Consider the following 24,851-nt stretch of genomic DNA (forward strand, 5'->3'; position numbering starts at 1 on the left):
GCGGGGAACCGCGCGACCAGCCACAGACGGCCCGCGGTGTTGTACGGCCCTCCCCAGCGGAGCGCTGTACCCTCTTTTGGTTGTAATTAGCCGTCTTTTCGGGCTCAGCACCCAATTGGCGTACAAGATGGGATTCCCCGTGCCCCGGAGGAACCCATGCCCACCCCGCCCCTCGCCTCAGGACCCCAAGGCCCAGGCGCGCTCCGGCCGTTGCTCGACACGGTGCTCGTCGCGCTGCGGGAGGGGGCCGATGCTCGGGGCGGGCCCCTCCCCGCCGGTGGCCCGGAAGCGGTCGCGGCGCACGTGCGGGACGCGCTCGGTGAGCCGCTGCCCGCCGCAGGCGACCCGCAGGCCCTACGGCGGCTGGTCCGCGCCCTCGCGGCAGGCACCGCCGACCCCGCCGACCCCCTGTGCGCGGCCCACCTCCACACCCCACCCCTGGCCGTGGCCGCCGCCGCCGACCTCGCCGCCTCCGTGCTGAACCCGTCCCTCGACTCCTGGGACCAGGCCCCGGCGGCCTCCGCACTCGAAGCGCTGGTCACCCGGGCGTTGGCCGAGGAGGTCGGCGCCGCCGACGCGCTGGTCACCACCGGCGGCACGGAGTCCAACCAACTCGCCGTCCTGCTCGCCCGGGAGGCGCACGCCGGAGTACGACTGGTCCACGGGGCCAACGCCCACCACTCCCTCCTCCGCGCCACCTGGCTCCTCGGCCTCCCCGAGCCCGTCACGATCCCCACCCCGGCCGGCACCCTGGACCCCGCCGCCCTGGACGACGCCCTCACCCACCTCCAAGGGCCCCTCCTCGTCGCCGCCACCGCCGGCACCACCGACGCCGGCCTCATCGACCCGCTGCCCCAGATCGCCGACCTCTGCGAGGCCCACGGCGCCCGGCTGCACATCGACGCGGCCTACGGCGGCGGCCTCCTCTTCAGCGACCGGCACCGGCCCCTGCTCGACGGCCTCGCCCGCGCCCACACCGTCACCCTGGACCTGCACAAACTCGGCTGGCAGCCGGTCGCCGCCGGACTCCTCGCCGTACGCGACACGCCGGACCTCGCCGTACTGGCCCTCCCCCACTCTCGGCTTCGCTCGAGCGGGGGGACCCCCATGGCCGACTACCTCAACGCGGACGACGACACCGAGGCCGGCCTGCCCGACCTGCTCGGCCGGTCACTGCGCACGACCCGACGGCCCGACATCCTCAAGATCGCCGTCACCCTCAAGACCCTCGGCCGCAGCGGACTCGGCGCACTCGTCGACCAGGTCTGCGACCTCGCCCAGCAATTCGCCGCGACCATCGAGGCACACCCCGGCTTCGAACTCCACGACCGGCCCACCATCAGCACGGTCCTGTTCCGGCCCGCCGGAGCGCCCGACGACACCGTGGCCGCCGTACGCCGCCACCTGCTGCACCACGGCCGGGCCGTCATAGGCCGCGCCGTACTCGACGGCCGCCTGTGGCTCAAGGCCACCCTGCTCAACCCCCACGCCCGGCCGGGCGACCTCGCCGCCCTGCTGAAACTCGTAGAACTCGCAGAAGGAAACACCCCCACATGAGCACGCCCCCACAGCACGAAGAGCACGAAGGCGACGCCCCCCGCGACCTCGTCGGCGTCGGCATCGGACCCGCCAACCTCTCCCTCGCCGCCCTCGCCCACCCCCTCGCCGAACTCGACGCCGTGTTCTACGAGCAGCGCCCCGGATTCGACTGGCACCCGGGGCTGCTCATCGACGGCGCCACGGTCCAAGTACCGTTCCTGGCGGACCTGGTGTCACTCGCCGACCCGGTCAGCCCCTGGTCGTTCCTGAACTACCTCAGGACCCGCGACCGGCTCTTCCCGTTCTACTTCGCCGAGCGGTTCCACATCCAGCGCGCCGAGTACGACGCCTACTGCCGCTGGGTCGCCGAGAACCTGCCCGGGCTGCGCTTCGGACACCAGGTCGACTCGGTGCGCTGGAACCCCGAACGGGACCTGTTCGAGGTCGACGTCAGCGAACTCGACGGCGACGGGGAGGTCGCGGCACTCGGACGTACCTACGCACGGAACATCGTTCTCGGGGTCGGCACCGAACCCTATGTGCCCGAGCCCCTCAAGCCGCTCGTCGAAGCGGCCGGCGTGCCCGTCATCCACGCCACGGACTACCTCGGCGAGCGCGACCGGCTCCTGGCGGCCGGGCACGTCACCGTCATCGGCGCCGGACAGTCCGGCGCCGAGGTCTTCCTCGACCTGCTGCGGCACCGGCCCACCGGGCAGGAGCGGCTGCACTGGCTGGGGCGGACGGAGGCGTTCGCGCCCATGGAGTACTCCAAGCTCGGCCTTGAACACTTCACACCGGACTACACCCGCTACTTCCACGCCCTCGCCGAACCGACCCGGGACCGGCTGGTCGCCGCCCAGTGGCAGCTCCACAAGGGCATCGGCGCCGACACGATCGCCGCGATCCACGACGAGCTGTACCGCCGCACCCTCGACGGCGGCTGGCCCGACGCGACCCTCACCCCCGGCGTCCACGTCCGCACCGCAGGCCGGCTCGCCACCACCAAGGTCGAACTCCACCTCGAACACATCGAGCAGGGCACCCGCTCCCGCCTCACCACCGACGCCGTCGTCCTCGCCACCGGCTACCGCGAGCGCCCCCTGGACCGCGTCCTCGCCGGCCTCGACCCGTACATGCGGCGCGACAGCCGCGAGCGGCCCCGCGTCGACGAGAGGTTCCGCATGATCCTCGACCCGTCGATCACCGCCTCCGGCTGCCACGTCTACGTCCAGAACGCCGAACTGCACACCCACGGCGTCGGCGCCCCCGACCTCGGCCTCGCCGCCTGGCGCAGCGCCACCATCCTCAACACCCTCACCGACAAGGAGCCCTACCCCCTCCCGGGACGCACGGCCTTCACCACCTTCGGCCTCGAACCCCGGCCACGGATCCCGTCCGCCCGGCAGGAGAAGACCCTCACCCCGCTCACGCCCCTCGCCGACGCAAGGTAATCGAAACGCAAAGAAGTAGGGCAGGAGTGGTGACGGCTGCAACAAAGCTGCCTACCTTTCGGGGCATGGACAGCACCCGCGCAGGCAAGACCTGGATCGCCGCCCACCGCTCCGCCGTCATCGACCCCCACGAAGCCTTCAAACTCTTCGAGGTCCGAAGCTTCACCGACCAGACCGTACGCCAGACCCTGCGCCCCGCCGGCACCGGCGAGGCCCTACGCGTCCACCTCAGCAACCGCTACGGCAGAACCCCCCTCGAAATCGGCGGCGCCCACCTCGCCCGCCGCACCGAAGGCAGCACCATCGACCCCACCACCGACGTCACCCTCCTCTTCACCGGCGCCGAAACCGTCACCATCCCGGCCGGCGAAGAGATCACCAGCGACCCCGTCGAAAGCACCGTCACCGCCGGCGAAGAACTCGCCCTCAGCCTCTACCTCCCCGGCGACACCGGCCTCACCACACACTCCGCGATCCCCTACGACGTCGGCCACGCCGTCCCAGGCGACCAGCTCACCGCCGAATCCCTCGACGAAACCGACGAACTCATCACCGGGCACTTCATCACCGGCATCGACGTCCTCGCCCCCGAGAACACCCGCATCGCCGTCGCCTTCGGGGACTCCTGGATCGAGGGCATGGCCACCACCCCCGGCACCGGCGGCAGCTTCCCCACCCAACTCGACCGCCGCCTCACCACCGGCTGGATCGTCGCCACCGGCATCTCCGGCAACCGACTCCTCACCGACGAGATCGGCGCCCACCTGCTCGCCAGGGTCGAGCGGGACGTCCTCAGCGTGCCCGGCGCCAGCCACGTCATCATCCACACCGGCCTCAACGACCTCGGCCTGCCCGGCGCCATCGCCTTCCCCGAACCCGCCAAACTCCCCACCGCCGCCGACCTGATCACCGCACTGACCACCCTCGCCGACCGCCTCCACACCGCCGGCCTCACCGTCATCGGCTCCACCATCGGCCCCTACGCCGGCACCGTCTACCCCGGCTACGACACCGAAGAAGGCCAGCACACCCGCGCCGAGGTCAACACCTGGCTCCTCGGCGACAGCCACCCCTTCGACGCCGTCATCGACATCGCCGCCGCCGTCGCGGACCCCGACCGACCCACCAGGATCCACGACGACTACAACAGCGGCGACGGCCTCCACGTCAACGACGCCGGCGCGAAAGCCATCGCCGACGCCGTCGACCTGTCACTCCTGGAACTCTAGAAACCTGGAACTCTAGAAGACCGGCGTACCGTTCCGCGTCAACTTCCAGTCCACCGACGCGAACTCCGCCGGATCGATCGACCCCTTCGCCGTCACCCAGGCGATCATCGTGTTACGGATCTCGTCCGAGTTCGACCACAGCAACTGGGCCGCGGCCACATACGGGAAGTTGCCACCGCCGTTGGCCCGGTAGTTGTTCACCGCGAACACGAACTGCTTGTCGTCCGCCAGCGCCGCACCTTCGAACCGGACGTTCGTCACCCGCGACCCGGCCGGCTTCGCGATGTCGATCTCGTACGTCAGACCGCTCACCGCGTCATAGTTGTAGTCCGGCGTACCGTTCGCGTTCGTCAGCTTCGCCGGATCGACCTCCGCGTCCGCCGCCGTCTGCACGAAGTAGTTCGCCGAGTACTCCAGATACGCCTTCATCTGCGCACCCGTCATCAGCCGCGCCTCCAGCGTGTTCTCGAAGACGTACAGACCGGCCACGTCCCGAATCGTCACGTTCCCCGCCGGGATCACCGCACTCCGCGAGAACGCCGCCGCCTGCGACAGCACCGGCAGCGACGCGTACTCCGTGGCGGAGAGAGCCTGCTTCACCGTGTCCGCCTGGATGTGATTGATCAGATCGATGATCGCCACATCCTTGTACGGCGCCTCCACCGACGTCATCTCGGCCGCGTTCGTACCGATGATCTGGTTGACGTACGCCACGACCTTCTCGTGCTCGTCACCCAGCATCTTCACGATCTTCGGGTCCTCCTCCACCGTGTTGGAGTTGAGAACCTGCGCGGCGACCTTCTCGACCTTCCAGCAACCCTTGTTCCAGACCAGCTCGAAGTCGAACAGCGTCAGCCGCTGCCCCCACTTCAGCGGCTCCGACAGCACCACCTGCTTGCCGGTCTCCTTGTTCGTGACGAAGTACTCCGGGATCTCCGTGTGCGCGTGCCCCACCAGAATCGCGTCGATCCCCGGCACCTGCTCGGCCACCAGCCCCGCCGCGTTCTCGATGTACGGCAACTGATCACCGTACGAGGACGTGCCGGACGAACCACTGTGTGCCGACACGATCACGACATCCGCGCCCATGGAGCGCAGCTTCGGCACCCACTTCGCCGCCTGCTCCTCAAGACCCGGGAACGTCATCTTCCCCTGCACATTCGCCTTGTCCCAGATCGCGATACCCGGGTTCGTCAGACCGAGGACCGCCACCTTCACATCCCGCCCGTGCGGCGTGCGCAGCCGGTGCATGCTGTACGGCGGGAAGGCGGGACGAAGGGTCTTGGCATCCAGCGCATTGGCTCCGAGCAGCGGGAAACGACACTGCTCCTGGAACTTCCGCAGCACCGGAATGCCGTAGTTGAACTCGTGATTGCCCAGCGCCGCCGCGTCATAGTCGATCGCGTTCATCGCCTGCGCCATCGGGTGCACCGGACCACCCTTGGCGGTGATCGGGTCCACCTTCGCGTAGTAGTACGACAACTGCGTGCCCTGAATGGTGTCACCGGCGTCGATGAGCAGCGTGTTGTGACGCCCCTTCTCCTCACGGATCCGGTTCACCAGCGTCGAGATCTTCGCGAGACCGACGTCGTTGTGCGCCCTGTCGTCGAACTCCTTGTCCGTGAAGTAGTCCCAGTTGAAGACATTGCCGTGCAGATCCGTCGTCCCCATCACGGTGAAGCTGTACCGCTTCGGGGCCTTCTTCCCGCCACCCGTCACCCCGGCCGCCTGCGCGCTCGGAGCCATGGCCGTACCGGCCACGGCCACTCCCGCACCGGTCACGGCCGACTTCTTCAGAAACTTCCGGCGGTTCAAGGGCATATCGGGGCACTCCTCGGGGGAACGGTTGATGTCAACGCGCGTAGACAACAGGGCACAACAAGCGAAACGCAACCAGCGGCACGCAACGACGGAACCCACACGACAACGCGCGTAGATTCTGACCCGTACATTCCCAACAGCAACAGACCCCACAGGTTTCGATCTGATGACCAGCCCCCACCCCCACCCAGGCCACCGGTGACAGAGTGGGGCGTATGACCACCAGCTCAGAGGAAGCCCAACCCACCGCCGCCCCCTACGGCACCCCCGACGCGCCCCGCATCGCCGTCCGCGGCGAAGCCCGCCTCGAAGTCGACCCCGAAATAGCCCGCATCCGAGTCACCGTCCTCGCCCGCGGCAAAGACCGCCGCGCCGCACTCGACGACCTCACCCGCCGCAACACCACCGTCCTCGACCTCGTCAAAACCTACGGCGCAGCGGTGGAACGACTGGAAACCGGCGCCTTCTCCATCACCCCTGAGCTCAAGGAGAAAGGCCGCGGCGAACGCATCAACGCCTACCACGGCCGCGTCCACATCACCGCCGAACTCACCGACTTCACGGCCCTGGGCGAACTCACCACCCGCCTCGCCGACCTGGACCTGACGAGGGTCGACGGCCCCTGGTGGTCCCTCCGCCCCAACTCACCCGCCCACAAACAAGCCCGACAGCAGGCCGTCAAAGAAGCCGTACAGCGCGCACGCGAATACGCCGACGCCCTCGACACCACACTCGCCGCCCTCGTCGAACTCGCCGACATCGGCGCCGAGGCCCCAGCCCAGCCCTTCGGCCCCGCAGCCCCCGGCGGCCCCATGCGCTCCGCCAGAGCCAAGGGCGCCGAAGCCACCGACGCCGCCCCCCTCGACCTCGAACCCCAACGCCAACGCGTCTACGCACAGGTCAACGCCCGCTTCACCATGCGACCGCCCCAGCTCTGACCCCCCACCACGGCGTGCTCCGATGTGCTCATCGGAGCACGCCCACGCACACTTCAATACTTGTCAATTACCCTTCACCCAACGGCCGTTGAGTAGTCATGCGCCACCAAATCCCTACCGACGGGTAAGCCATAGGCTCGAACCATGCGCCGAGCAAAGATCGTCTGCACCCTCGGGCCCGCCACCGACTCGTACGACCAGATCAAGGCACTGGTCGAGGCCGGCATGGACATCGCCCGCTTCAACCTCAGCCACGGCGGCCACGCCGAACACGACGAGCGCTACCAGCACGTCCGCAAGGCCGCCGACGAGACCGGCCGCAGCGTCGGCACCCTCGCCGACCTTCAAGGCCCGAAGATCCGCCTCGGCCGCTTCACCGAAGGCCCCGTACTCCTTGAACGCGACGACACCTTCACCATCACCGTCGAGCAGGGCGTCGAAGGCAACGGCGACATCTGCGGCACCACCCACAACGGCCTCGCCACCGACGTCACCACCGGCGAACGCATCCTCGTCGACGACGGCAAGGTCACCCTCGAAGTCACGGCGGTCGACGGCCCCCGCGTCCACACGAGAGTCGTCGAAGGCGGGATGGTCTCCGACAACAAGGGCCTGAACCTGCCCGGGGTGGCCGTCTCTGTCCCCGCCCTCTCGGAGAAGGACGAAGACGACCTCCGCTGGGCCCTCCGCACGGGCTTCGATGTGATCGCCCTGTCGTTCGTCCGCTCCGCCCGGGACATCGAGGACGTCCACCGCATCATGGACGAGGAAGGCCGCCGACTCCCCGTCATCGCCAAGATCGAGAAACCGCAGGCGGTCGACAACATCGAGGAGATCGTCGCCGCCTTCGACGGCGTCATGGTCGCGCGAGGCGACCTGGGCGTGGAAATGCCCCTCGAACAGGTCCCCCTCGTCCAGAAACGCACGGTCAAACTCGCGAAGCGCAACGCCAAGCCGGTCATCGTCGCCACCCAGATGCTCGACTCGATGATCAACAACTCCCGCCCGACCAGGGCCGAGGTCAGCGACGTCGCCAACGCGGTCCTCGACGGCACGGACGCGGTGATGCTGTCCGGCGAGACAAGCGTCGGCAAGTACCCGGTGGAGACGGTCCGCACGATGGGCCGCATCGTGGCGGCAGCGGAGGAAGACCTGCTCGCGAAGGGCCTCCCGCCCCTCACCGAGCACAACAAACCCCGCACCCAGGGCGGCGCCGTCGCCCGCGCCGCAGCCGAGATCGGCGACTTCCTCGACGCCAAGTTCCTCGTCGCCTTCAGTCAGTCCGGCGACACGGCCCGCCGCCTCTCCCGCTACCGCTCACCGATCCCGCTGCTGGCCTTCACTCCCGACCCGGCGACGCGCTCGCAGCTGAGCCTGACGTGGGGTGTGGAGACGTTCCTCGGGCCGCGCGTGGACTCGACGGACGCGATGGTCGACCAGGTGGATGAGCTGCTGCTGAAGTACGGCCGCTGCAAGAAGGGCGACGTCGTGGTCATCACGGCGGGCTCGCCGCCGGGGGTCGCGGGCTTCACGAACATGGTGCGTGTGCATCACATCGGGGAGGACGACAGCCCGAAGTAGGGGGGGTCAGTATTTCGGGCCTACGTGGGTGTCGAGGAGGGCGACGGAGTCCCTGCGGGCGACGGAGATGTTGAATGGGTTGCCGTTGCGGGTGCAGTGCGTCCACTCGACACCGAGCTTGTCGAGGGTGTCCGTGTAGAGCTGTCGGATGTCGTCGGAGACGTTGGTGAAGAAGTAGCGGGGGTATTCGTAGCGCTTGCGCTCACCGCCGACGAGGCGAGTCGTCCAGTTGGTGATGCGGCAGCCGTCGGAGTGGATAAGGCCTCGGATGAACTCCCAGGGGTGAGCGTCGACGATTTCCTGCTGCCAGGGTTCCAGGGCGATGCGGCGCTCGTGCTTCTTGCCGGGGCCGTGCTGGGGAAACATGCAGACCCAGTGCTTCGTGTACGACTTCACTTCGACACAGCCGGTCTTGAGGCGTGGGCGGACGCTATGGCAACTCTGAGTCACTGATCGTTGCCACGGGCAGAAAAGAGCGGATGTTCACGAGAACGTGGACATCCGCTTTTCGGTGACCTTGTAATCCAAGGAAAAGTGCCCCGAGTCGGATTCGAACCGACGCTGTATGGGTTTTGAATCCATGGCCTCTACCGCTGGGCTACCGGGGCCCCTTCGGAACGAAGGTCAGCAGTCTCCCGCCGTGTCACCACCATACCGCAGCTAGGTAGGCTCTTGGAAAGCAGTAACCTGCCCCAGCACAAGGAGCCCCCGTGACCGCCCCCGAGTCGCCCCAGCCCGTAGACGCGCCCGACGACGACAAGTCGCACGTGCCTCCGCTGACGACCCGTGTCGTCATCGCCGAGGACGAGGCGTTGATCCGCCTCGATCTGAAGGAGATGCTCGAAGAGGAGGGCTACTCCGTCGTGGGCGAGGCCGGTGACGGTGAGCAGGCCATCGAGCTGGCCCGGGAGCACCAGCCCGACCTCGTGATCCTCGATGTGAAGATGCCGAAGCTGGACGGGATCTCCGCCGCCGAGAAGATCGCCGAGGAGGGTATCGCCCCGGTGCTGATGCTGACCGCCTTCTCGCAGCGCGATCTCGTGGAGCGGGCCCGGGACGCCGGTGCGATGGCGTATCTCGTGAAGCCGTTCAGCAAGAGTGATGTGGTCCCGGCCATCGAGATGGCCGTCTCTCGGTTCACGGAGCTGAAGGAGTTGGAGAAGGAGGTCGCTGACCTCACTCTGCGCCTGGAGACGCGCAAGCTGGTGGACCGGGCGAAGTCGATTCTGCAGACGGAGTACGGGCTGACGGAGCCGGCCGCGTTCCGGTGGATTCAGAAGACGTCGATGGACCGTCGGATGTCGATGCAGCAGGTGGCGGAGGCGGTCATTCTGGACGCGGACGAGAAGAAGGCGGCCAAGGGCTGACCCCACCCCCCCCATACGCATTCGTACGACGAGGCCCGCACCCCCTTTCGCAGGGGGCGCGGGCCTTGTCGTATCCGGGCGGGACCTCAGTCCTCGCCGAGGTACGCCTTGCGGACCGATTCGTCGGTGAGCAGGTCGGAGCCCGTGCCGGAGAGGACGATCTTGCCGATCTCCATGACGTGGCCCTGGTCGGCGAGGGAGAGCGCCGCTTGGGCGTTCTGTTCGACGAGCAGGATGGTGGTGCCCTGGGACTTGAGCTCGGAGATGGTCGCCATGATCTTCTGCATCATGATGGGGGAGAGGCCCATGGAGGGCTCGTCCAGCATGAGCAGCTTCGGCTGGGACATCAGGGCTCGGCCCATCGCGAGCATCTGCTGCTCACCACCTGAGAGGGTTCCCGCGGCCTGCTTCCTGCGTTCCCCGAGGATGGGGAAGAGGTCGTAGGCGCGCTGGATGTCTTTCTCGATGCCGGGTTTGTCGCTGCGCAGGAAGGCGCCGAGGCGGAGGTTGTCCTCGATGGTCATGCGCGGGAAGATGTGCCGCCCCTCGGGGGAGTGGGCGAGTCCCAGCGAGACGATGTTGTGTGCGGGGATCTTCTTGAGCGACTTGCCGTTGAACTTGATCTGGCCTCCGGCGGGCTTGAGGAGGCCGGAGAGGGTGCGCAGGGTGGTGGTCTTGCCGGCGCCGTTGGTGCCGATGAGGGTGACGACCTCGCCGGCGTCGACCTTGAAGGAGATGCCCTTGACGGCTTCGATCTTGCCGTAGGCGACCCGGAGGTCCTCTACTTCGAGCAGTGCGGTCATCGGTCGTTCTCCTTGCCGGGCGCGGCGTCCTTCGTGGGCTCGGCGTGTGCTTCGGCGGCTTCGACTTCGGCGACCTCGTCCTTGCCGGGTGCGTCTTCGAAGGGTTCGCCGAGGTAGGCGGCGACGACGCGTTCGTCTCCCTGGACGGTGGCGCTGTCGCCTTCGACGAGTTTTTCGCCTTGGACGAGGACGGCGACGCGGTCGCAGAGGTTGAAGATGAACCGCATGTCGTGCTCGATGACGAGGACGGCGATGCCCTGGTCGCGGATGGCGAAGACGAGTTCTTCGGTGGTGCGCGTCTCCTGGGGGTTCATGCCTGCGGTGGGCTCGTCGAGGAGGAGCAGGCCGGGCTCGCTCGCCAGCGCGCGGGCGATTTCCAGCTTGCGCTGTTCGCCGTAGGGCAGGTTGCGGGCGAGGTGTTCGGCCTTGTTGGCGAGGCCGACGAACTCGAGGAGTTCCATGGCGCGTTCGCGGCTGGCGGCTTCGGCTTTGTGGAAGCCGGGGCCGCGCAGGAGGGCGGACCAGAGGCCTTCTTTGGTGCGGGTGTGGCGGCCGACGAGGACGTTTTCCAGGACCGTCATGTTGGAGAAGAGACGGATGTTCTGGAAGGTGCGGGCGATGCCGGCCGCGGTGACCTTGAAGGACTGGGGCGGCAGGACCTGGCCCTTGTAGCGGACTTCGCCTTCGGTGGGGATGTAGAGGCCGGTGAGGCAGTTGAAGAAGGTGGTTTTGCCGGCGCCGTTGGGGCCGATGAGTCCGACGATCTCGCCGCTGTTGACGGTGAGGTTGACGTTGCGTACGGCGGTGAGGCCGCCGAAGCGCATGGTGACGCCGCGGGCGTCGAGGACGGTTTCGCCGGGGGCGTTGGCGCCGGGTGTGGCGTCCTTGGTGGTGGTGTCGGTGGTCATGGGTCAGGCCCCTGTCTTGCTGAGGACTGTGGGTGCTTCGGCGTCTTCGTGGAATTCGAGTTGGCGGCGCCGGTTGGGGATGAGGCCCTCGGGGCGGAAGCGCATGAGGAGGACGAGGGCGACGCCGAAGGCGAAGAGCTGGTAGTTGCCGAGGAACTGGAGCTTGGTCGGGATGAGGTAGAGCAGTGCGGCGCCGACGAGGGGGCCGCTGATGGTGCCCATGCCGCCGAGGACGACCGCTGCGAGGAGGAAGGCCGAGTTGGGCGGGACGACTGCGGCGAACTGGTACTGCTCGGGTGTCACCGTGTAGGTCACGTGGGCCTGGACGGTGCCGGCGAGGCCGGCGAGGGCGGCGCCCAGTGCGAACGCGATGAGCTTGACGCGGAAGCCGTTGATGCCCATGGCGAGTGCGGCCGTCTCGTCCTCGCGGATGGCGATCCAGGCGCGGCCGATGCGGGAGTCGCTGCTGCGTCGGAAGACCACCACGACGACGAGCGTGATGAGGAGCATCAGGAAGAAGTAGTTGGCGAATCGGGCGATGGTGAACCCGGCGATGGTGTGTTCCTGGCCGAAGTCGAAGCCGAAGATGTTGAGGTTCGGGATCGAGGAGATGCCGTTGGAGCCGTTGGTGATGTCGGGTCCGGAGGTGCCGTCCATGTTGAGGACGGCGAGTCGGAAGATCTCACCGAAGCCGAGGGTCACGATCGCGAGGTAGTCGCCGCGCAGTCGCAGGGTCGGGGCGCCGATGATGACGCCGAAGATCATGGCGACGACGCCGCCGAGGAGGGCGGAGGCCCAGAACGGCAGGTGGAGGTCGAAGGGTGAGGAGGGGGAGCCGGAGACCATGGCCGCGGTGTAGGCGCCGACGCCGAGGAAGGCGACGTATCCGAGGTCGAGGAGGCCGGCGAGGCCGACGACGATGTTGAGGCCGAGGGCGACGGTGGCGAAGATCAGGATGTAGACGCCGATGGTCGCGTAGCGGTCGTCGGACTGGGTGAAGGGGAATGCGGCGGCCGCGGTGAACGCGCCGATCATGGTGACGGTGCGGTGCTTCGCGGTGATGGCGGAGACGCGGCCGACGAGGCCTGCCTTGGCGACGGCGGCGAAGCCGAAGCCGGCGGTGATCAGGAAGCCGACGAAGAGTTCGTCGTACTCGGTGCCGATGCCGTACGTGAAGACGATGAGGCCCAGGGTCATCGCGGCGACGATGACGAGGATCTCGGCGTAGGCGGGCAGGGTGCGGGCCGGGGTCGAGGTGCCGGTGGCGAGGCAGGACTTGATGACGGAGCGTGCGTTGCGTGCGCCGAGCAGGAACTGTTCCCAGGGGGTGTCCTCGGGGTCGGCGATCTCGGGTGCCTGCCGTTCGAAGGGCAGGGCGAGTGCGCCGAGGAGGGCGGCGAGGGTGGCGAGGGCCGCCACGTAGCCGCCGGGTTCGAGGTTGACGATGCCGCCGAGTTGGATGCTGATCGCGAGGATCGTGTACCAGGCGGTGGTGAAGGTGCCGAGTGCGGCGAGCTTGATGGAGCTGTCGGCGCCGGCGGGGACGAGCCAGCTCAGGCCCTTGATGCCGTAGGAGGCGAGGCCGAAGAGGGCGGTGAGGGCGCCGCCGATGAGGACGAGGATCTGGAGGCCGCCGGGGTAGCCGTAGACGGTGAGGTTGCCGGGGAAGGCGCTGGTCCAGGTCCAGGAGAGGAAGGTGGAGATCACGGCGAGGACGCCGCCGCCGGTGGCGAGGGCACGGCCGATGTTCTCCGGGAGGCCCACGAGACCCCTCGGAGTGGTGTCGTGCTTGGCGGTGGGAGCCGGGGATGCGGTGGTCTGTGTGGTCATCGGTGTCACGCCCTGTCCGCCACGCGCTCACCGAGCAGGCCCTGTGGCCTGAACAGGAGGACGAGGATGAGGAGTACGAACGCCCAGACGTCGGCCCAGGACTGGCTGCCGAACTGTGCCATGCCGGGGATGTCGGCGACGTAGGCCGTGGACAGCGCTTCGGCGAGGCCGAGGACGACGCCGCCGAGCATGGCGCCGTAGATGTTGCCGATGCCGCCGAGGACGGCTGCGGTGAAGGCCTTGAGGCCGAGGATGAAGCCCATGCGGAACTGGACCTGGCCGTACTTGAGGCCGTAGGCGAAGGCTCCGACGGCGGCGAAGGCGGCGCCGAGGGCGAAGGCGACCACGATGATGCGGTCGGTGTTGATGCCCATGAGCTTGGCGGTGTCGGGGTCCTGGGCGGTGGCCTGCATGCCGCGTCCGGTGCGGGTCTTCATGACGAAGTAGGCGAGGATCGCCATGCTGATCGGGGCGGCGATGAGCAGGAAGATGTCACCGGTCTGGATGGTGACGTTGCCGATCTCGAAGGGGCCGCCGTCGATCTGCGGGAAGTTGATGGACTCCTTGGCGTCCGGGTACCAGGCCCATACGGCCTGCTGGAGGGCCAGGGAGAGGCCGATGGCGGTGATGAGGGGCGCCAGGCGTGGTGCGGTGCGCAGGGGGCGGTAGGCGAGCCGTTCCGCTCCGACTGCGGCGAGTACGGCGACGATGATGCCGCCGATGAGCATGAGGGGTAGTGCCACCCACATGGTTGTGCCGTCGGGCAGTACGTACAGGTAGACCGTGATGGCGCCAAAGCCGCCCAGCATGAAGATTTCACCGTGGGCGAAGTTGATGAGCTGGACGATGCCATAGACCATCGTGTAGCCGATGGCGACCAGCCCGTACATGGATCCCAGTAGCAGGCCGTTGACCAGCTGCTGCGGCAGTTCGTTCACCGCATGTCCTCCGAGATTCGGATGTCGAGGAATGTGACCGGATGTGAGTGCGCGCGGGGCGCTGTGGTGCAGCGCCCCGCGCGGCTCATGAGTGTGCGGGTGGGGTCAGCCGGAGTAGGTGCCGGACTTGACCGCCTTCCACGCCCCGCCTTCGACCTGGTAGACGGTGAGCTGCTTGTTGGTCGTGTCACCGTATTCGTCGAAGGCGACCTTGCCGGTCACGCCGTCGAAGGAGATGTTCTGCATCGCGGTGGTGATCTGCGCGCGGGCGTCGTCCGGGAGCTTGCCGTCGTTGTCCTCGACGACCTTCTTCACGGCCTCGATGATGGCCCAGGTGGAGTCGTAGGAGTAGCCGCCGTAGGCGGAGTAGCTGTCCTTGTAGCCCTCGGCCTTGTAGTCGGCGACGAAGTCCTTGGCGGAGGGCAGTTCCTCGACAGGGGCGCCGACGGAGGTGGCGAGGTCGCCGGTGCTGGCGGCGCCGCCGAGCTTGATGTACTCGGGGTCGTACATGCCGTCGCCGCCGACGACGGGGACCTTGGCGCCGGTCGCCTTGATCTGCTTGGTCAGGGGGCCGGACTGCGGGTACTCGCCGCCGTAGTAGACGACGTCGGCGCCGGAGTTCTTGACCTTGGTGGCGACCGCGGAGAAGTCCTTGGTCTCGGGGTTGATGTGCTCGGTGCCGACGACCTCGCCGCCGAGCTTCTCGAACTCGCCGGTGAAGGTGGCGGCCAGGCCGGCGCCGTAGGTCTTCTTGTCGTCGATGACGAAGACCTTCTTCTTCTTTGCGTCGTTGTACAGGTACTGCGCGGCGAACGGGCCCTGGACGGCGTCCGTGGTCGCGGTGCGGAAGTACGACTTGTACGGGCGGACCTTCTTGGTCTGCCAGTCGGCGCCCTGGGTCAGGGTCGGGCCGGTGTTGGCGGGGGAGACCTGGACGAGCTTGGCGTCGTCGAAGACCTTCTGCATGGACTCGGCGACGCCGGAGTTCAGGGGGCCGACGACGCCGAGGATGTCCTTGTTGGCGACGAAGGTGACCGCGTTCTGCTGGCCGGAGGAGGGCTGCGCCTGGTCGTCGAGGGCTTCGGTCTTGAAGGTTATGCCCTCGACGTACTTCTCCTTGTTGGCCGTTTTGGCCGCGAGGTCGGCGGAGTTCTTGATGCCGAGGCCCATGGCGGAGAGGTCACCGGTCAGCGGGGCGTCGACGCCGATGACGACAGTGGTGCCGCTGTCGGCTTCCGAGCCGCCGTTTCCCTCGTCGCGCGAGCCGCAGGCGGTGAGTGTGAGTGCTCCCGCCGCCAGCGCGGCGGTGATGGCGATGAGTGAACGTTGACGCACGAATCAGTCCTTTCCCTGGCACGGCCCTTCCTGTTTGGAAGCGGCCGAGTCGAGCGCTGGGCCGAAGACGACTTCGATTCCGGTGGCGCGGTGACTGGGCGTGACTCTAAGCGTGTGTGGGGAACGTGGAGGAGAGTCTGGCCAAGGCTGTGACGCTCTTGTTATGACACGAGGTAATGCAGAGCGGTACTCAGTGGGTGGATGTGCGGAATTCGGGCTGATTCGCCCTGTCCGCATGGTGAGAACGTGCAGGGTCGACGCGGGTAGGTTCAGGAGTGTTCAGCTTTTTGGTGATGATGCCACTTTGTTGCTACAGGCGACTTGAAGGGCGTCGGAGAGGTCCTGCGCGTAGCGCTCACCCAAGATGAAACTGTGCGCTTCTATTGCGCGCGTATTACGTAGAGTTACATCCAGGAAAGGCAGTCCGGCGTTCCCCGGCACTTTCGCGCATTCTGTGACGCGCATGGTGATGGCCAGCTTCCGGGACACGTCGGTCGCGATCCGTACCGGAATGCGTGGATCGGTGGTGAGGGAGAGTCCCACGTAGGGCTGGGTCATCCGCTCGACCGTGACCGGGGGACCCGACCGCACGCTCAGCTCCACCTCGAAGGCGAAGCTCCCGCGCGGTGCCCCGCCGGTCAGCGGGCCGAGATAGCTGACGCCGACCGTCTGGGAGGGGTACGGCGCCTCGGGCGGCGGGGCCGGCTCCGGCCGGGTGGCGTACAGATAGCCGCCGCCCGCGAGGACGACGACGGCCGCCGCCACCGCGTACACGGCCCGGCGGTGGCGGACGTACACCTGCGCGCACCGCCCGTGAGGAGCATGCGGCACGGGTGCGGCGTCCGCTTGGGGCATGTCCCACGCGCGCGTGCCCTCGCCCGGCTCCACCGGGCCGACCCCGCTCACTGCCAGGGCCCCTCGCCCGGACCGCCCGCGCGGTACCACTCCGCGCAGCCCGCACGCGCCCGTCGGTCGATCAGCCGCTCCGCCGCGTCCGCGCCTCGGCGCTTGTTCTCGGCCCGGGCGGCGTCCACGACCTCCCGCAGGATCTCGTACTGGCCGTTCGACAGGCCCATGGACTGGTAGTCCCCGTAGGTGTCGCCGTCCAGCGTCTCCCGCGACCAGTACGCGACGACCTTCGCGCACAGTTCCTCGGGCGGGGTGGCCGACGGCGAGGAACTGTTCCGCCCGCCCGCCGGTCCGCCCGTCGTGCCCGACTCCGCGCACCCGGTGACCAGGACGCCGGTCAGCAGCGCCAGCCCGAGCACCGCCCCCGGCCAGGGGGCTCCTGCCGTTGCCATGCCCCGACGCTAGGGCCTGTCCGCCATGGGGGACCAGAGGCGGACCGGCCTTCGCCTCCGCCGACTCCCTGTCCGTACGCATCAACCCGCCGTCCGCACCCGCTCATCCCTTGGCGGGTGCGTCCTGCAGCAGACACGTCAGCCGGGCCGTGCACACCCGCTTGCCTGCCTCGTCGCTGATGACGATCTCGTACGTCGCCGTCGAGCGCCCCCGGTGCAAGGGCGTGGCGACACCGGTCACCAGCCCGGACCGGGCGCCACGGTGGTGCGTGCAGTTCAGGTCCACGCCCACGGCGATCTTGGAGCTGCCCGCGTGCAGCATGGAGCCGACCGACCCCAGCGTCTCCGCCAGCACGGCGGACGCGCCGCCGTGCAGCAGCCCGTACGGCTGGGTGTTGCCCTCCACCGGCATGGTGCCGACGACCCGGTCCGCCGAGGCCTCCACGATCTGCACGCCCATGCGGGTGCCCAGGTGCCCTGCGGAGAACATCGCGACCAGGTCGATGCCGAGGGTCGCGTACTCGTCGATGACCTCTTGCGGGAACTGCACGTGGTGCTGCTCGCCCATGGGGCTCCGTTCGTCGTCGGTCCGATGCGCCGCCGGCGGTGATACGCCGGCCTTGGCTGAGCAAACGCTCAGTCGGTGGACGATTGTTCCAGACGGACCACGACGGACTTGCTGGCCGGGGTGTTGCTGGTGTCCGCGGTGGCGTCCAGCGGCACCAGGACGTTGGTCTCGGGGTAGTACGCGGCGGCGCAGCCACGGGCCGTCGGGTAGTGCACCACCCGGAAGCCGGGCGCGCGGCGCTCGATTCCGTCCTTCCACTCGCTCACCAGGTCGACGTACGAGCCGTCGGCGACCTTCAGCTCCCGGGCGTCCTCGGGGTTGACCAGGACGACCCGGCGGCCGTTCTTGATGCCGCGGTAGCGGTCGTCCAGGCCGTAGATCGTGGTGTTGTACTGGTCGTGCGAGCGCAGCGTCTGCAGCAGCAGGCGGCCCTGGGGCAGCTCCGGGTACTCGACCGGGGCGGCCGTGAAGTTGGCCTTGCCGGTGGCCGTGGGGAAGCGGCGCTCGTCGCGCGGGGCGTGCGGGAGGGCGAAGCCGCTCGGGTCGGCCACGCGCGCGTTGAAGTCCTGGAAACCGGGCACCACGCGCGCGATGCGGTCGCGGATCGTCGCGTAGTCCTTCTCGAACTCCTCCCACGGCGTACGGCTGTCCTCGCCGAGCACCCGCCGGGCGAGCCGGCACACGATCGCCGGCTCGGACAGCAGCTGGCCGCTCGCGGGCTCCAGACGGCCGCGTGAGGCGTGCACCATGCCCATCGAGTCCTCGACGGTCACGAACTGCTCGCCGCCGCCCTGGAGATCACGCTCGGTGCGGCCCAGGGTGGGCAGGATCAGCGCCCGCGCGCCCGTGACCGCGTGCGAGCGGTTCAGCTTCGTCGACACGTGCACGGTCAGCCGGGCCCGGCGCATCGCCGCCTCCGTCACCTCCGTGTCGGGGGACGCCGACACGAAGTTGCCGCCCATCGCGAAGAACACCTTCGCCTTGTCGTCGCGCATGGCCTTGATGGCCCGTACGACGTCGTAACCGTGCTCCCGGGGCGGCGCGAAGCCGAACTCCTTCTCCAGGGCGTCCAGGAACGCCGGGGCGGGCCGCTCGAAGATGCCCATCGTGCGGTCGCCCTGCACGTTCGAGTGACCGCGCACCGGGCACACACCCGCGCCCGGGCGGCCGATGTTGCCGCGCAGGAGAAGGAAGTTGACCACCTCGCGGATGGTCGGTACCGCGTGCTTGTGCTGGGTGAGGCCCATGGCCCAGCAGACGATGGTGCGCTCGGAGGCGAGGACCATGCGCAGGGCCTCTTGGATCTGTTCCCGGTCGAGGCCGGTCGCCGTGAGCGTCTCGTCCCAGTCGGCGGCGCGGGCGGCCGCGGCGAACTCCTCGAAGCCGTGCGTGTGTTCGCCGACGAACCCCTCGTCGACCGCGCCCTCCGTCTCCAGGATCAGCTTGTTGAGGAGGCGGAAGAGGGCCTGGTCGCCGCCGATGCGGATCTGGAGGAACAGGTCGGTGAGGGCGGCGCCCTTGAGCATGCCCTGCGGGGTCTGCGGGTTCTTGAACCGCTCCAGGCCGGCCTCGGGCAGCGGATTGACGGTGATGATCTTCGCGCCGTTCGCCTTGGCCTTCTCCAGCGCGGAGAGCATACGAGGATGATTCGTCCCCGGATTCTGCCCGGCGACGACGATCAGATCGGCCTTGTAGAGGTCCTCCAGCAGGACGCTGCCCTTGCCGATGCCGATCGTCTCGGTGAGCGCCGAGCCCGACGACTCGTGGCACATGTTGGAGCAGTCCGGCAGGTTGTTCGTACCGAACTCGCGGGCGAACAGCTGGTACAGGAACGCGGCCTCGTTGCTCGTCCGGCCGGAGGTGTAGAAGAGCGCCTCGTCGGGGGAGGCGAGGGCCTTCAGCTCCTCGGCGACGATGTCGAAGGCACGCTCCCAGGACACCGGCTCGTACCGGTCGCCCCCTTCGGGGAGATACATGGGGTGCGTGAGCCGGCCCTGCTGGCCCAGCCAGTAGCCACTGCGGGTGGCGAGGTCGGCGACGGAGTGGGTGGCGAAGAACTCCGGGGTGACCCGGCGCAGCGTGGCCTCCTCGGCGACCGCCTTCGCGCCGTTCTCGCAGAACTCCGCCGCGTGCCGGTGGTCCGGCTCAGGCCAGGCGCAGCCCGGGCAGTCGAAGCCGTCCTTCTGATTGACCCGCAGCAGCGTCAGAGCGGTCCGCTTCACACCCATCTGCTGCTGCGCGATCCGCAGGGTGTGCCCGATCGCCGGCAGGCCCGCCGCCGCATGCTTCGGCTCCGCGACCTGCGGCGCGTCCTGAACCGGATCACTCTTCGGCGCCTTGCCGGCCATCGCTGCTCCCCATTCGCGTACGTGTGCTCTCGGGCGTGAGGTTACGTCTCCGATCCTCGCACGTGTCACCGACACCGAACGAGGTCGGTCGACGGCCGAGGCCGGTCCGCCGGTCCGCTGGTCCACCCGAGGCTGGTCCGCTGGTCCGCCCGAGGGGAGGGGGCCGAGGGCAGGGGCCGAGGGCAGGGGTGGCCGAGGTCGGTCCGGCTGAGGCCGGTCCGCATGAGAGCAGGGGTCGCCGAGGCCGGTCCGCCGGAGAGACAGGGGTGGCCAGAGGGCAGGGGTGGCCAAGGCCGGTTCCGCCTGCCAGCCGAGGGCTCGACTTCTCCACCGCTCACCTTCCCCTCCCTTTCTCTCCCCGCCCGCTCCCCTCCCTCCGCCGCGACGGCGCTGCCCGGCGGTGCCGAACCGGCCTTCGCTCGCGGCGGCCTCGGCGTCACGCTCGCCGCACTGCTCCAGGGCTCGGCGGCGGCTTCGAGGCTGACGGCGGAGCGGCGACCGTGCCGGACCGGCCGCCGCCGGTGTCGGGCGGTGCCCGGCCGGCCTCGACCCGTCCCTGGGGTCCGACTGTCAGTGGCACGTGGCAGGATCGGGTTCGTGGCAGAGACAGGATCGAAGAAGACCGACAGCACCCCCGGCGGCAGCCGTCCCCGGCTCATGCTCATGGACGGGCACTCGCTGGCCTACCGCGCGTTCTTCGCGCTGCCCGCGGAGAACTTCACGACGGCGACGGGCCAGCCGACCAACGCGATCTACGGCTTCGCGTCGATGCTGGCGAACACGCTGCGCGACGAGGCGCCCACCCACTTCGCGGTCGCGTTCGACGTCTCCCGCAAGACCTGGCGCTCCGAGGAGTTCACCGAGTACAAGGCGAACCGCTCGAAGACCCCGGACGAGTTCAAGGGCCAGGTCGAGCTGATCGGCGAGCTGCTCGACGCGATGCACGCCGTGCGCTTCGCGGTCGACGGCTTCGAGGCCGACGACATCATCGCCACACTCGCCACCCAGGCCGAGGCCGAGGGCTTCGAGGTCCTCATCGTCACCGGCGACCGCGACTCCTTCCAGCTCGTCAGCGAGCACACCACCGTGCTCTACCCGACGAAGGGCGTCTCGGAGCTGACCCGGTTCACCCCGGAGAAGGTGATCGAGAAGTACGGCCTCACCCCCGCCCAGTACCCGGACTTCGCGGCCCTGCGCGGCGACCCGTCCGACAACCTGCCCGGCATCCCCGGTGTCGGCGAGAAGACCGCCGCGAAGTGGATCAACCAGTTCGGTTCGTTCGCGGATCTCGTCGAGCGCGTCGAGGAGGTCAAGGGCAAGGCCGGACAGAACCTCCGTGACCACCTGGAGGCCGTCAAGCTCAACCGCCGCCTCACCGAAATGGTGCGCACGGTCGAACTGCCCAAGGTCGTCGCCGACTTGGAGCGCGCCGCGTACGACCGCACGGCCGTCGCGATGGTCCTGGACACCCTGGAGATCCGCAACCCGTCGCTGCGCGAGCGCCTGCTGGCCGTCGACCCGGGCGCCGAGGAGTCCGACGCCGGTCAGCCGGCCGCCCCGGGTGTCGCGGTGGACGGCACGGTGCTCGGCTCCGGCGAGCTGGCCCCCTGGCTCACCGAGCACGGCACGGAGGTCCTCGGCGTCGCCACGGTCGACGCATGGGCGCTCGGCACGGGCTCGGTCGCCGAGATCGCGCTCGCCGCGGCCGGCGGAGCGGCCGCCTGGTTCGACCCGACGCAGCTGGACGAGGCGGACGAGACCGCGTGGGCGGCCTGGCTCGCCGACGCCGCCAAGCCGAAGGTGTTCCACAACGCCAAGGGCGCCATGCGGGTCTTCGCCGAGCACGGCTGGACCGTCGAGGGCGTCGACATGGACACCGCGCTCGCCGCCTACCTGGTGAAGCCGGGCCGCCGCTCCTTCGACCTGGACGCGCTGTCCCTGGAGTACCTGGGCCGGGAGCTGGCCCCCGCCGCCACGGCCGACGGCCAGCTGGCGTTCGGCGCGGACGAGGGTGCCGAGGCCGACGCGCTGATGGTGCAGGCCCGCGCGATCCTCGACCTCGGCGAGGCCTTCGGGGAGCGTCTGAAGGAAGTGGGTGCCGCCGAACTCCTCCGTGACGTGGAGCTGCCCACCTCCGCGCTCCTTGCCCGTATGGAGCGCCACGGCATCGCGGCGGACCGGGCCCATCTGGAGGCCATGGAGCAGATGTTCGCGGGCGCCGTGCAGCAGGCGGTGAAGGAGGCGCACGCGGCGGCCGGGCACGAGTTCAACCTGGGCTCGCCCAAGCAGCTCCAGGAAGTCCTCTTCGGCGAGCTGGGTCTGCCCAAGACCAAGCGCACCAAGACGGGCTACACCACGGACGCGGACGCCCTCGCCTGGCTCGCCGGCCAGACGGACAACGAACTGCCGGTCATCATGCTCCGCCACCGCGAGCAGGCGAAGCTCCGCGTCACCGTCGAGGGCCTGATCAAGACGATCGCCGGGGACGGCCGCATCCACACCACCTTCAACCAGACGGTCGCCGCCACGGGCCGCCTCTCCTCGGTGGACCCGAACCTCCAGAACATCCCGGTCCGTACCGACGAGGGCCGTGCCATCCGTCGCGGCTTCGTCGTCGGCGAGGGCTTCGAGTCCCTGATGACGGCGGACTACAGCCAGATCGAGCTCCGCGTGATGGCCCACCTCTCCGAGGACGCGGGCCTGATCGAGGCGTTCACCTCCGGCGAGGACCTGCACACCACGGCGGCCGCTCAGGTCTTCGGGGTCGAGCCCTCAGCGGTGGACGCGGAGATGCGCCGCAAGATCAAGGCGATGTCGTACGGCCTGGCCTACGGCCTGTCCGCGTTCGGCCTCTCCCAGCAGCTGAACATCGACGCGGGTGAGGCCCGCGCCCTGATGGACGCGTACTTCGAGCGTTTCGGCGGCGTCCGGGACTATCTGCGCCGGGCGGTCGACGAGGCGCGCGCGACGGGCTACACGGCCACGCTCTTCGGCCGCCGCCGCTACCTCCCCGACCTCAACAGCGACAACCGCCAGCGCCGCGAGGCGGCCGAGCGGATGGCCCTCAACGCCCCCATCCAGGGCACCGCCGCGGACATCGTCAAGATCGCCATGTTGAACGTGGGACGCGCCCTCGAAGAGGCCGGCCTCGCCTCCCGCATGCTCCTCCAGGTCCACGACGAAATCGTCCTCGAAATCGCCCCCGGCGAACGCGACCGCACCGAACAACTCCTCCGCCACGAAATGGCCAACGCCGTACACCTGAGGGCCCCGTTGGACGTCTCCGTCGGGTACGGCCCGGACTGGGAGTCGGCGGCCCACTAGACGACCGGGGGAGGGGTCCGGCGTCGTGGCGCCGGGCTCCTCCCACTGGGCAGGCCCCTCAGCTGCGCCGGGCCCCACCGGCCGGGCCTTTCCCACCGGCTGGGCCCCGCCCACCAGGTTGGGCGCTGATTTTTCCCCGCCGCTCACAAAAATCCCCCGCGACGGCGAGCAACCATTACGTCGGTTTCCGGCGGTGCCGAGCCCACGGTCACCCCCAGCTATCCCGCCGCAACCCCGTCTCCCCTCCGTCACCCACATGGCCCTCACCAGCGCGCCCCCGGCGAAGCGCAGCCGTAAGGATGCCCGCATGGGCATACGCACGCTCCGCCGCCGTACCGCGACAGCTGCCACCCGCCTGTCAGGGGTGCGAACCCGGCTCACCCGGGCGCATCCCCGCCTCCCCTGGGGGCGCACCCGCGTCCGACGGCCGCACAGCCTCTACCCCTGGGCGCTGACCCACCCCGTTTCGGCCCTCCTGGGACACGTACCGCCGTACGCGTCCCGCGCCGCCAGGCCCCGCATCCCCAGCGGAGTACCCACGCGGCGCCCCGTACTCAGCGGGGGACCGAGCTGTCCGCCGCCGCGTCGACGGTGGGCTCCGAAGCGGAAGGAGCCGGGCGCCACACCCTGACACCCACGCCGTAGAGGACCACACCGAGCACAAGCCCGGCGCCCGCCCCGAAGCACACGGTCGGGATCACCTCGTACGGCTTGGCGACCGATCCCCGGTGCGCCCACCAGAGGGCCACCCGCTGCACCGCCGCGACCAGCGCGCAGCCCCCGATGACGGCGCCCGCCACCCACCGGTCGGCCGAGGAGAGCACCGGCACGCCCACGGGCGGGGCCGCCGGCTGCCGGCGCAGGGCCAGCGTGACGAAGACGGCGATCACGACCGCCGCGACCGCGGAGCCGACGTACTGGAAGTACCAGTAGAGCGGTGAGCCCGCGATCTCCTCGCCGAGGACGGGGAACAGCCGCATCCCCCACCGGTCAAGATGCGTGAACGCGTCCCAGACGACATGGGTCAGCGAGCCGAGGGCGGCGGAGACGTACCACCACAGGGCGAGCGAGGGACCGAACCGCCGTGTTCCCGCCCCGCAGCGCACCAGCGCGGCCACCCGCCCCTGCCGCCCCGGCGGCACCAACGCGACCAGCGGTTCACGGAGCACCAGCCACAACCCCACCAGCGCCCAGGTGACGAGGACATCGACGGTGAAGACCCCGGCGAAGGAGTGCGTGACATCGCCGAACTCCATGGCCTCGGGCAGCACACTCGCCAGGTAGTAGGTCATGTCGGGCGCGAACGAACCGGCGACGAGCACCGAGGGCACCAGCGGCCCGCGCGCGGTCCCGTTCCCCCGCAGGGCGGGCAGTACGGCGGCCGCATGGCTGAGCGTGAAGGGCAAGTCGTCCCCCTGTGACGGACTTTGGCCGGGCGGGTCGGGCCCGGCGAGGACTGGTCGTCAGTATGCGCGACTTGTACACAAGCACCCCACCGCCGCCCGACCGACAGGGAAACCGAGAAGGCCAATCGGTGAAAATCGGGCACGAACGGGTGTCCGGGCGACGG

General features: G+C 69.1%; 18 protein-coding genes, 1 tRNA gene and 1 pseudogene. 7 read left to right on the plus strand and 13 right to left on the minus strand.

Annotated elements, in window-relative coordinates; translation table 11 throughout:
* Positions 1–156: 156 nt before the first annotated feature.
* From JIX56_RS34945 to JIX56_RS34955, 3 genes are all read left to right on the plus strand, one after another.
* Entirely contained in the window at positions 157–1,557 is a 1,401-nt protein-coding gene (locus JIX56_RS34945; RefSeq protein WP_257546508.1) for a pyridoxal phosphate-dependent decarboxylase family protein, read from the plus strand.
* Positions 1,554–2,990: a lysine N(6)-hydroxylase/L-ornithine N(5)-oxygenase family protein gene (locus JIX56_RS34950; RefSeq protein WP_257546510.1), complete on the plus strand. Its 1,437-nt coding sequence runs from the start codon at positions 1,554–1,556 to the stop codon at positions 2,988–2,990. Before JIX56_RS34945 ends, JIX56_RS34950 begins: the two co-directional genes overlap by 4 nt.
* 65 nt (positions 2,991–3,055) lie before the next feature.
* Entirely contained in the window at positions 3,056–4,219 is a 1,164-nt protein-coding gene (locus JIX56_RS34955; RefSeq protein WP_257546512.1) for a GDSL-type esterase/lipase family protein, read from the plus strand.
* Positions 4,220–4,231: 12 nt separating this feature from the next.
* On the opposite strand, the gene JIX56_RS34960 is transcribed toward JIX56_RS34955, so the two are convergent.
* On the minus strand, positions 4,232–6,040 hold the full coding sequence (locus JIX56_RS34960; protein ID WP_257546514.1) for a 5'-nucleotidase C-terminal domain-containing protein: 1,809 nt from the start codon (positions 6,038–6,040) through the stop codon (positions 4,232–4,234).
* A gap of 215 nt (positions 6,041–6,255) precedes the next feature.
* Here JIX56_RS34960 and JIX56_RS34965 point away from each other — a divergent pair, with 215 nt between their 5' ends.
* Positions 6,256–6,978, plus strand: a complete 723-nt coding sequence (locus JIX56_RS34965; RefSeq protein ID WP_257546516.1) for an SIMPL domain-containing protein — start codon at positions 6,256–6,258, stop codon at positions 6,976–6,978.
* A 144-nt stretch (positions 6,979–7,122) separates the two neighbouring features.
* Complete coding sequence (pyk, locus tag JIX56_RS34970) at positions 7,123–8,559, plus strand: pyruvate kinase (protein ID WP_257546518.1); 1,437 nt, start codon at positions 7,123–7,125, stop codon at positions 8,557–8,559.
* Positions 8,560–8,565: 6 nt separating this feature from the next.
* On the opposite strand, the pseudogene JIX56_RS34975 reads toward pyk, so the two are convergent.
* Positions 8,566–8,973 (minus strand): annotated as a pseudogene (locus JIX56_RS34975) (helix-turn-helix domain-containing protein); the annotation flags it as partial.
* A 121-nt stretch (positions 8,974–9,094) separates the two neighbouring features.
* Positions 9,095–9,167, minus strand: a tRNA-Leu gene (locus JIX56_RS34980).
* Positions 9,168–9,269: 102 nt separating this feature from the next.
* Between JIX56_RS34980 and JIX56_RS34985 the strand changes: the two genes are divergently transcribed.
* On the plus strand, positions 9,270–9,926 hold the full coding sequence (locus JIX56_RS34985; RefSeq protein ID WP_257546520.1) for an ANTAR domain-containing response regulator: 657 nt from the start codon (positions 9,270–9,272) through the stop codon (positions 9,924–9,926).
* An 86-nt stretch (positions 9,927–10,012) separates the two neighbouring features.
* On the opposite strand, the gene JIX56_RS34990 is transcribed toward JIX56_RS34985, so the two are convergent.
* From JIX56_RS34990 to JIX56_RS35030, 9 genes are all read right to left on the minus strand, one after another.
* On the minus strand, positions 10,013–10,729 hold the full coding sequence (locus tag JIX56_RS34990) for an ABC transporter ATP-binding protein (RefSeq protein ID WP_257546522.1): 717 nt from the start codon (positions 10,727–10,729) through the stop codon (positions 10,013–10,015).
* Positions 10,726–11,637, minus strand: coding sequence for an ABC transporter ATP-binding protein (locus JIX56_RS34995; protein ID WP_257546523.1), 912 nt, complete (start codon positions 11,635–11,637; stop codon positions 10,726–10,728). Before JIX56_RS34995 ends, JIX56_RS34990 begins: the two co-directional genes overlap by 4 nt.
* A gap of 3 nt (positions 11,638–11,640) precedes the next feature.
* Positions 11,641–13,467: a branched-chain amino acid ABC transporter permease gene (locus JIX56_RS35000; RefSeq protein WP_257546525.1), complete on the minus strand. Its 1,827-nt coding sequence runs from the start codon at positions 13,465–13,467 to the stop codon at positions 11,641–11,643.
* A gap of 5 nt (positions 13,468–13,472) precedes the next feature.
* Positions 13,473–14,405, minus strand: coding sequence for a branched-chain amino acid ABC transporter permease (locus tag JIX56_RS35005; protein WP_257546527.1), 933 nt, complete (start codon positions 14,403–14,405; stop codon positions 13,473–13,475).
* Positions 14,406–14,510: 105 nt separating this feature from the next.
* Positions 14,511–15,740: a branched-chain amino acid ABC transporter substrate-binding protein gene (locus tag JIX56_RS35010; protein ID WP_257546529.1), complete on the minus strand. Its 1,230-nt coding sequence runs from the start codon at positions 15,738–15,740 to the stop codon at positions 14,511–14,513.
* A gap of 279 nt (positions 15,741–16,019) precedes the next feature.
* On the minus strand, positions 16,020–16,646 hold the full coding sequence (locus JIX56_RS35015; RefSeq protein ID WP_257546531.1) for a Tat pathway signal sequence domain protein: 627 nt from the start codon (positions 16,644–16,646) through the stop codon (positions 16,020–16,022).
* The gene (locus tag JIX56_RS35020) at positions 16,643–17,041 is read right to left on the minus strand and encodes a hypothetical protein (RefSeq protein ID WP_257546533.1); all 399 of its coding nucleotides are present in this window, start codon (positions 17,039–17,041) and stop codon (positions 16,643–16,645) included. The genes JIX56_RS35015 and JIX56_RS35020 overlap by 4 nt, the downstream gene beginning before the upstream one ends.
* A gap of 103 nt (positions 17,042–17,144) precedes the next feature.
* A complete protein-coding gene (locus tag JIX56_RS35025) occupies positions 17,145–17,609 on the minus strand; it encodes a PaaI family thioesterase (protein WP_257546534.1) in 465 nt (154 codons plus the stop codon).
* A 68-nt stretch (positions 17,610–17,677) separates the two neighbouring features.
* Positions 17,678–19,957, minus strand: coding sequence for an FdhF/YdeP family oxidoreductase (locus JIX56_RS35030; protein WP_257546536.1), 2,280 nt, complete (start codon positions 19,955–19,957; stop codon positions 17,678–17,680).
* A gap of 597 nt (positions 19,958–20,554) precedes the next feature.
* Between JIX56_RS35030 and polA the strand changes: the two genes are divergently transcribed.
* Entirely contained in the window at positions 20,555–23,281 is a 2,727-nt protein-coding gene (gene polA / locus JIX56_RS35035) for a DNA polymerase I (protein WP_257546538.1), read from the plus strand.
* 554 nt (positions 23,282–23,835) lie between these two features.
* On the opposite strand, the gene JIX56_RS35040 is transcribed toward polA, so the two are convergent.
* Positions 23,836–24,687, minus strand: a complete 852-nt coding sequence (locus JIX56_RS35040; RefSeq protein ID WP_257546540.1) for a DUF4184 family protein — start codon at positions 24,685–24,687, stop codon at positions 23,836–23,838.
* Positions 24,688–24,851 lie beyond the last annotated feature (164 nt).

Origin of the sequence: Streptomyces sp. CA-210063, from assembly GCF_024612015.1 — a bacterium.
GTDB lineage: Bacteria > Actinomycetota > Actinomycetes > Streptomycetales > Streptomycetaceae > Streptomyces.

Coding starts and splice junctions, on each gene's coding strand:
- JIX56_RS34990 (WP_257546522.1), bottom strand. CDS start 10,729: ATGACCGCACTGCTCGAAGTAGAGGACCTCCGGGTCGCCTACGGCAAG.
- JIX56_RS34960 (WP_257546514.1), bottom strand. CDS start 6,040: ATGCCCTTGAACCGCCGGAAGTTTCTGAAGAAGTCGGCCGTGACCGGT.
- JIX56_RS34955 (WP_257546512.1), top strand. CDS start 3,056: ATGGACAGCACCCGCGCAGGCAAGACCTGGATCGCCGCCCACCGCTCC.
- JIX56_RS34995 (WP_257546523.1), bottom strand. CDS start 11,637: ATGACCACCGACACCACCACCAAGGACGCCACACCCGGCGCCAACGCC.
- JIX56_RS35020 (WP_257546533.1), bottom strand. CDS start 17,041: ATGGCAACGGCAGGAGCCCCCTGGCCGGGGGCGGTGCTCGGGCTGGCG.
- JIX56_RS34950 (WP_257546510.1), top strand. CDS start 1,554: ATGAGCACGCCCCCACAGCACGAAGAGCACGAAGGCGACGCCCCCCGC.
- JIX56_RS35000 (WP_257546525.1), bottom strand. CDS start 13,467: ATGACCACACAGACCACCGCATCCCCGGCTCCCACCGCCAAGCACGAC.
- JIX56_RS34945 (WP_257546508.1), top strand. CDS start 157: ATGCCCACCCCGCCCCTCGCCTCAGGACCCCAAGGCCCAGGCGCGCTC.
- JIX56_RS35025 (WP_257546534.1), bottom strand. CDS start 17,609: ATGGGCGAGCAGCACCACGTGCAGTTCCCGCAAGAGGTCATCGACGAG.
- pyk (WP_257546518.1), top strand. CDS start 7,123: ATGCGCCGAGCAAAGATCGTCTGCACCCTCGGGCCCGCCACCGACTCG.
- JIX56_RS34965 (WP_257546516.1), top strand. CDS start 6,256: ATGACCACCAGCTCAGAGGAAGCCCAACCCACCGCCGCCCCCTACGGC.
- JIX56_RS35030 (WP_257546536.1), bottom strand. CDS start 19,957: ATGGCCGGCAAGGCGCCGAAGAGTGATCCGGTTCAGGACGCGCCGCAG.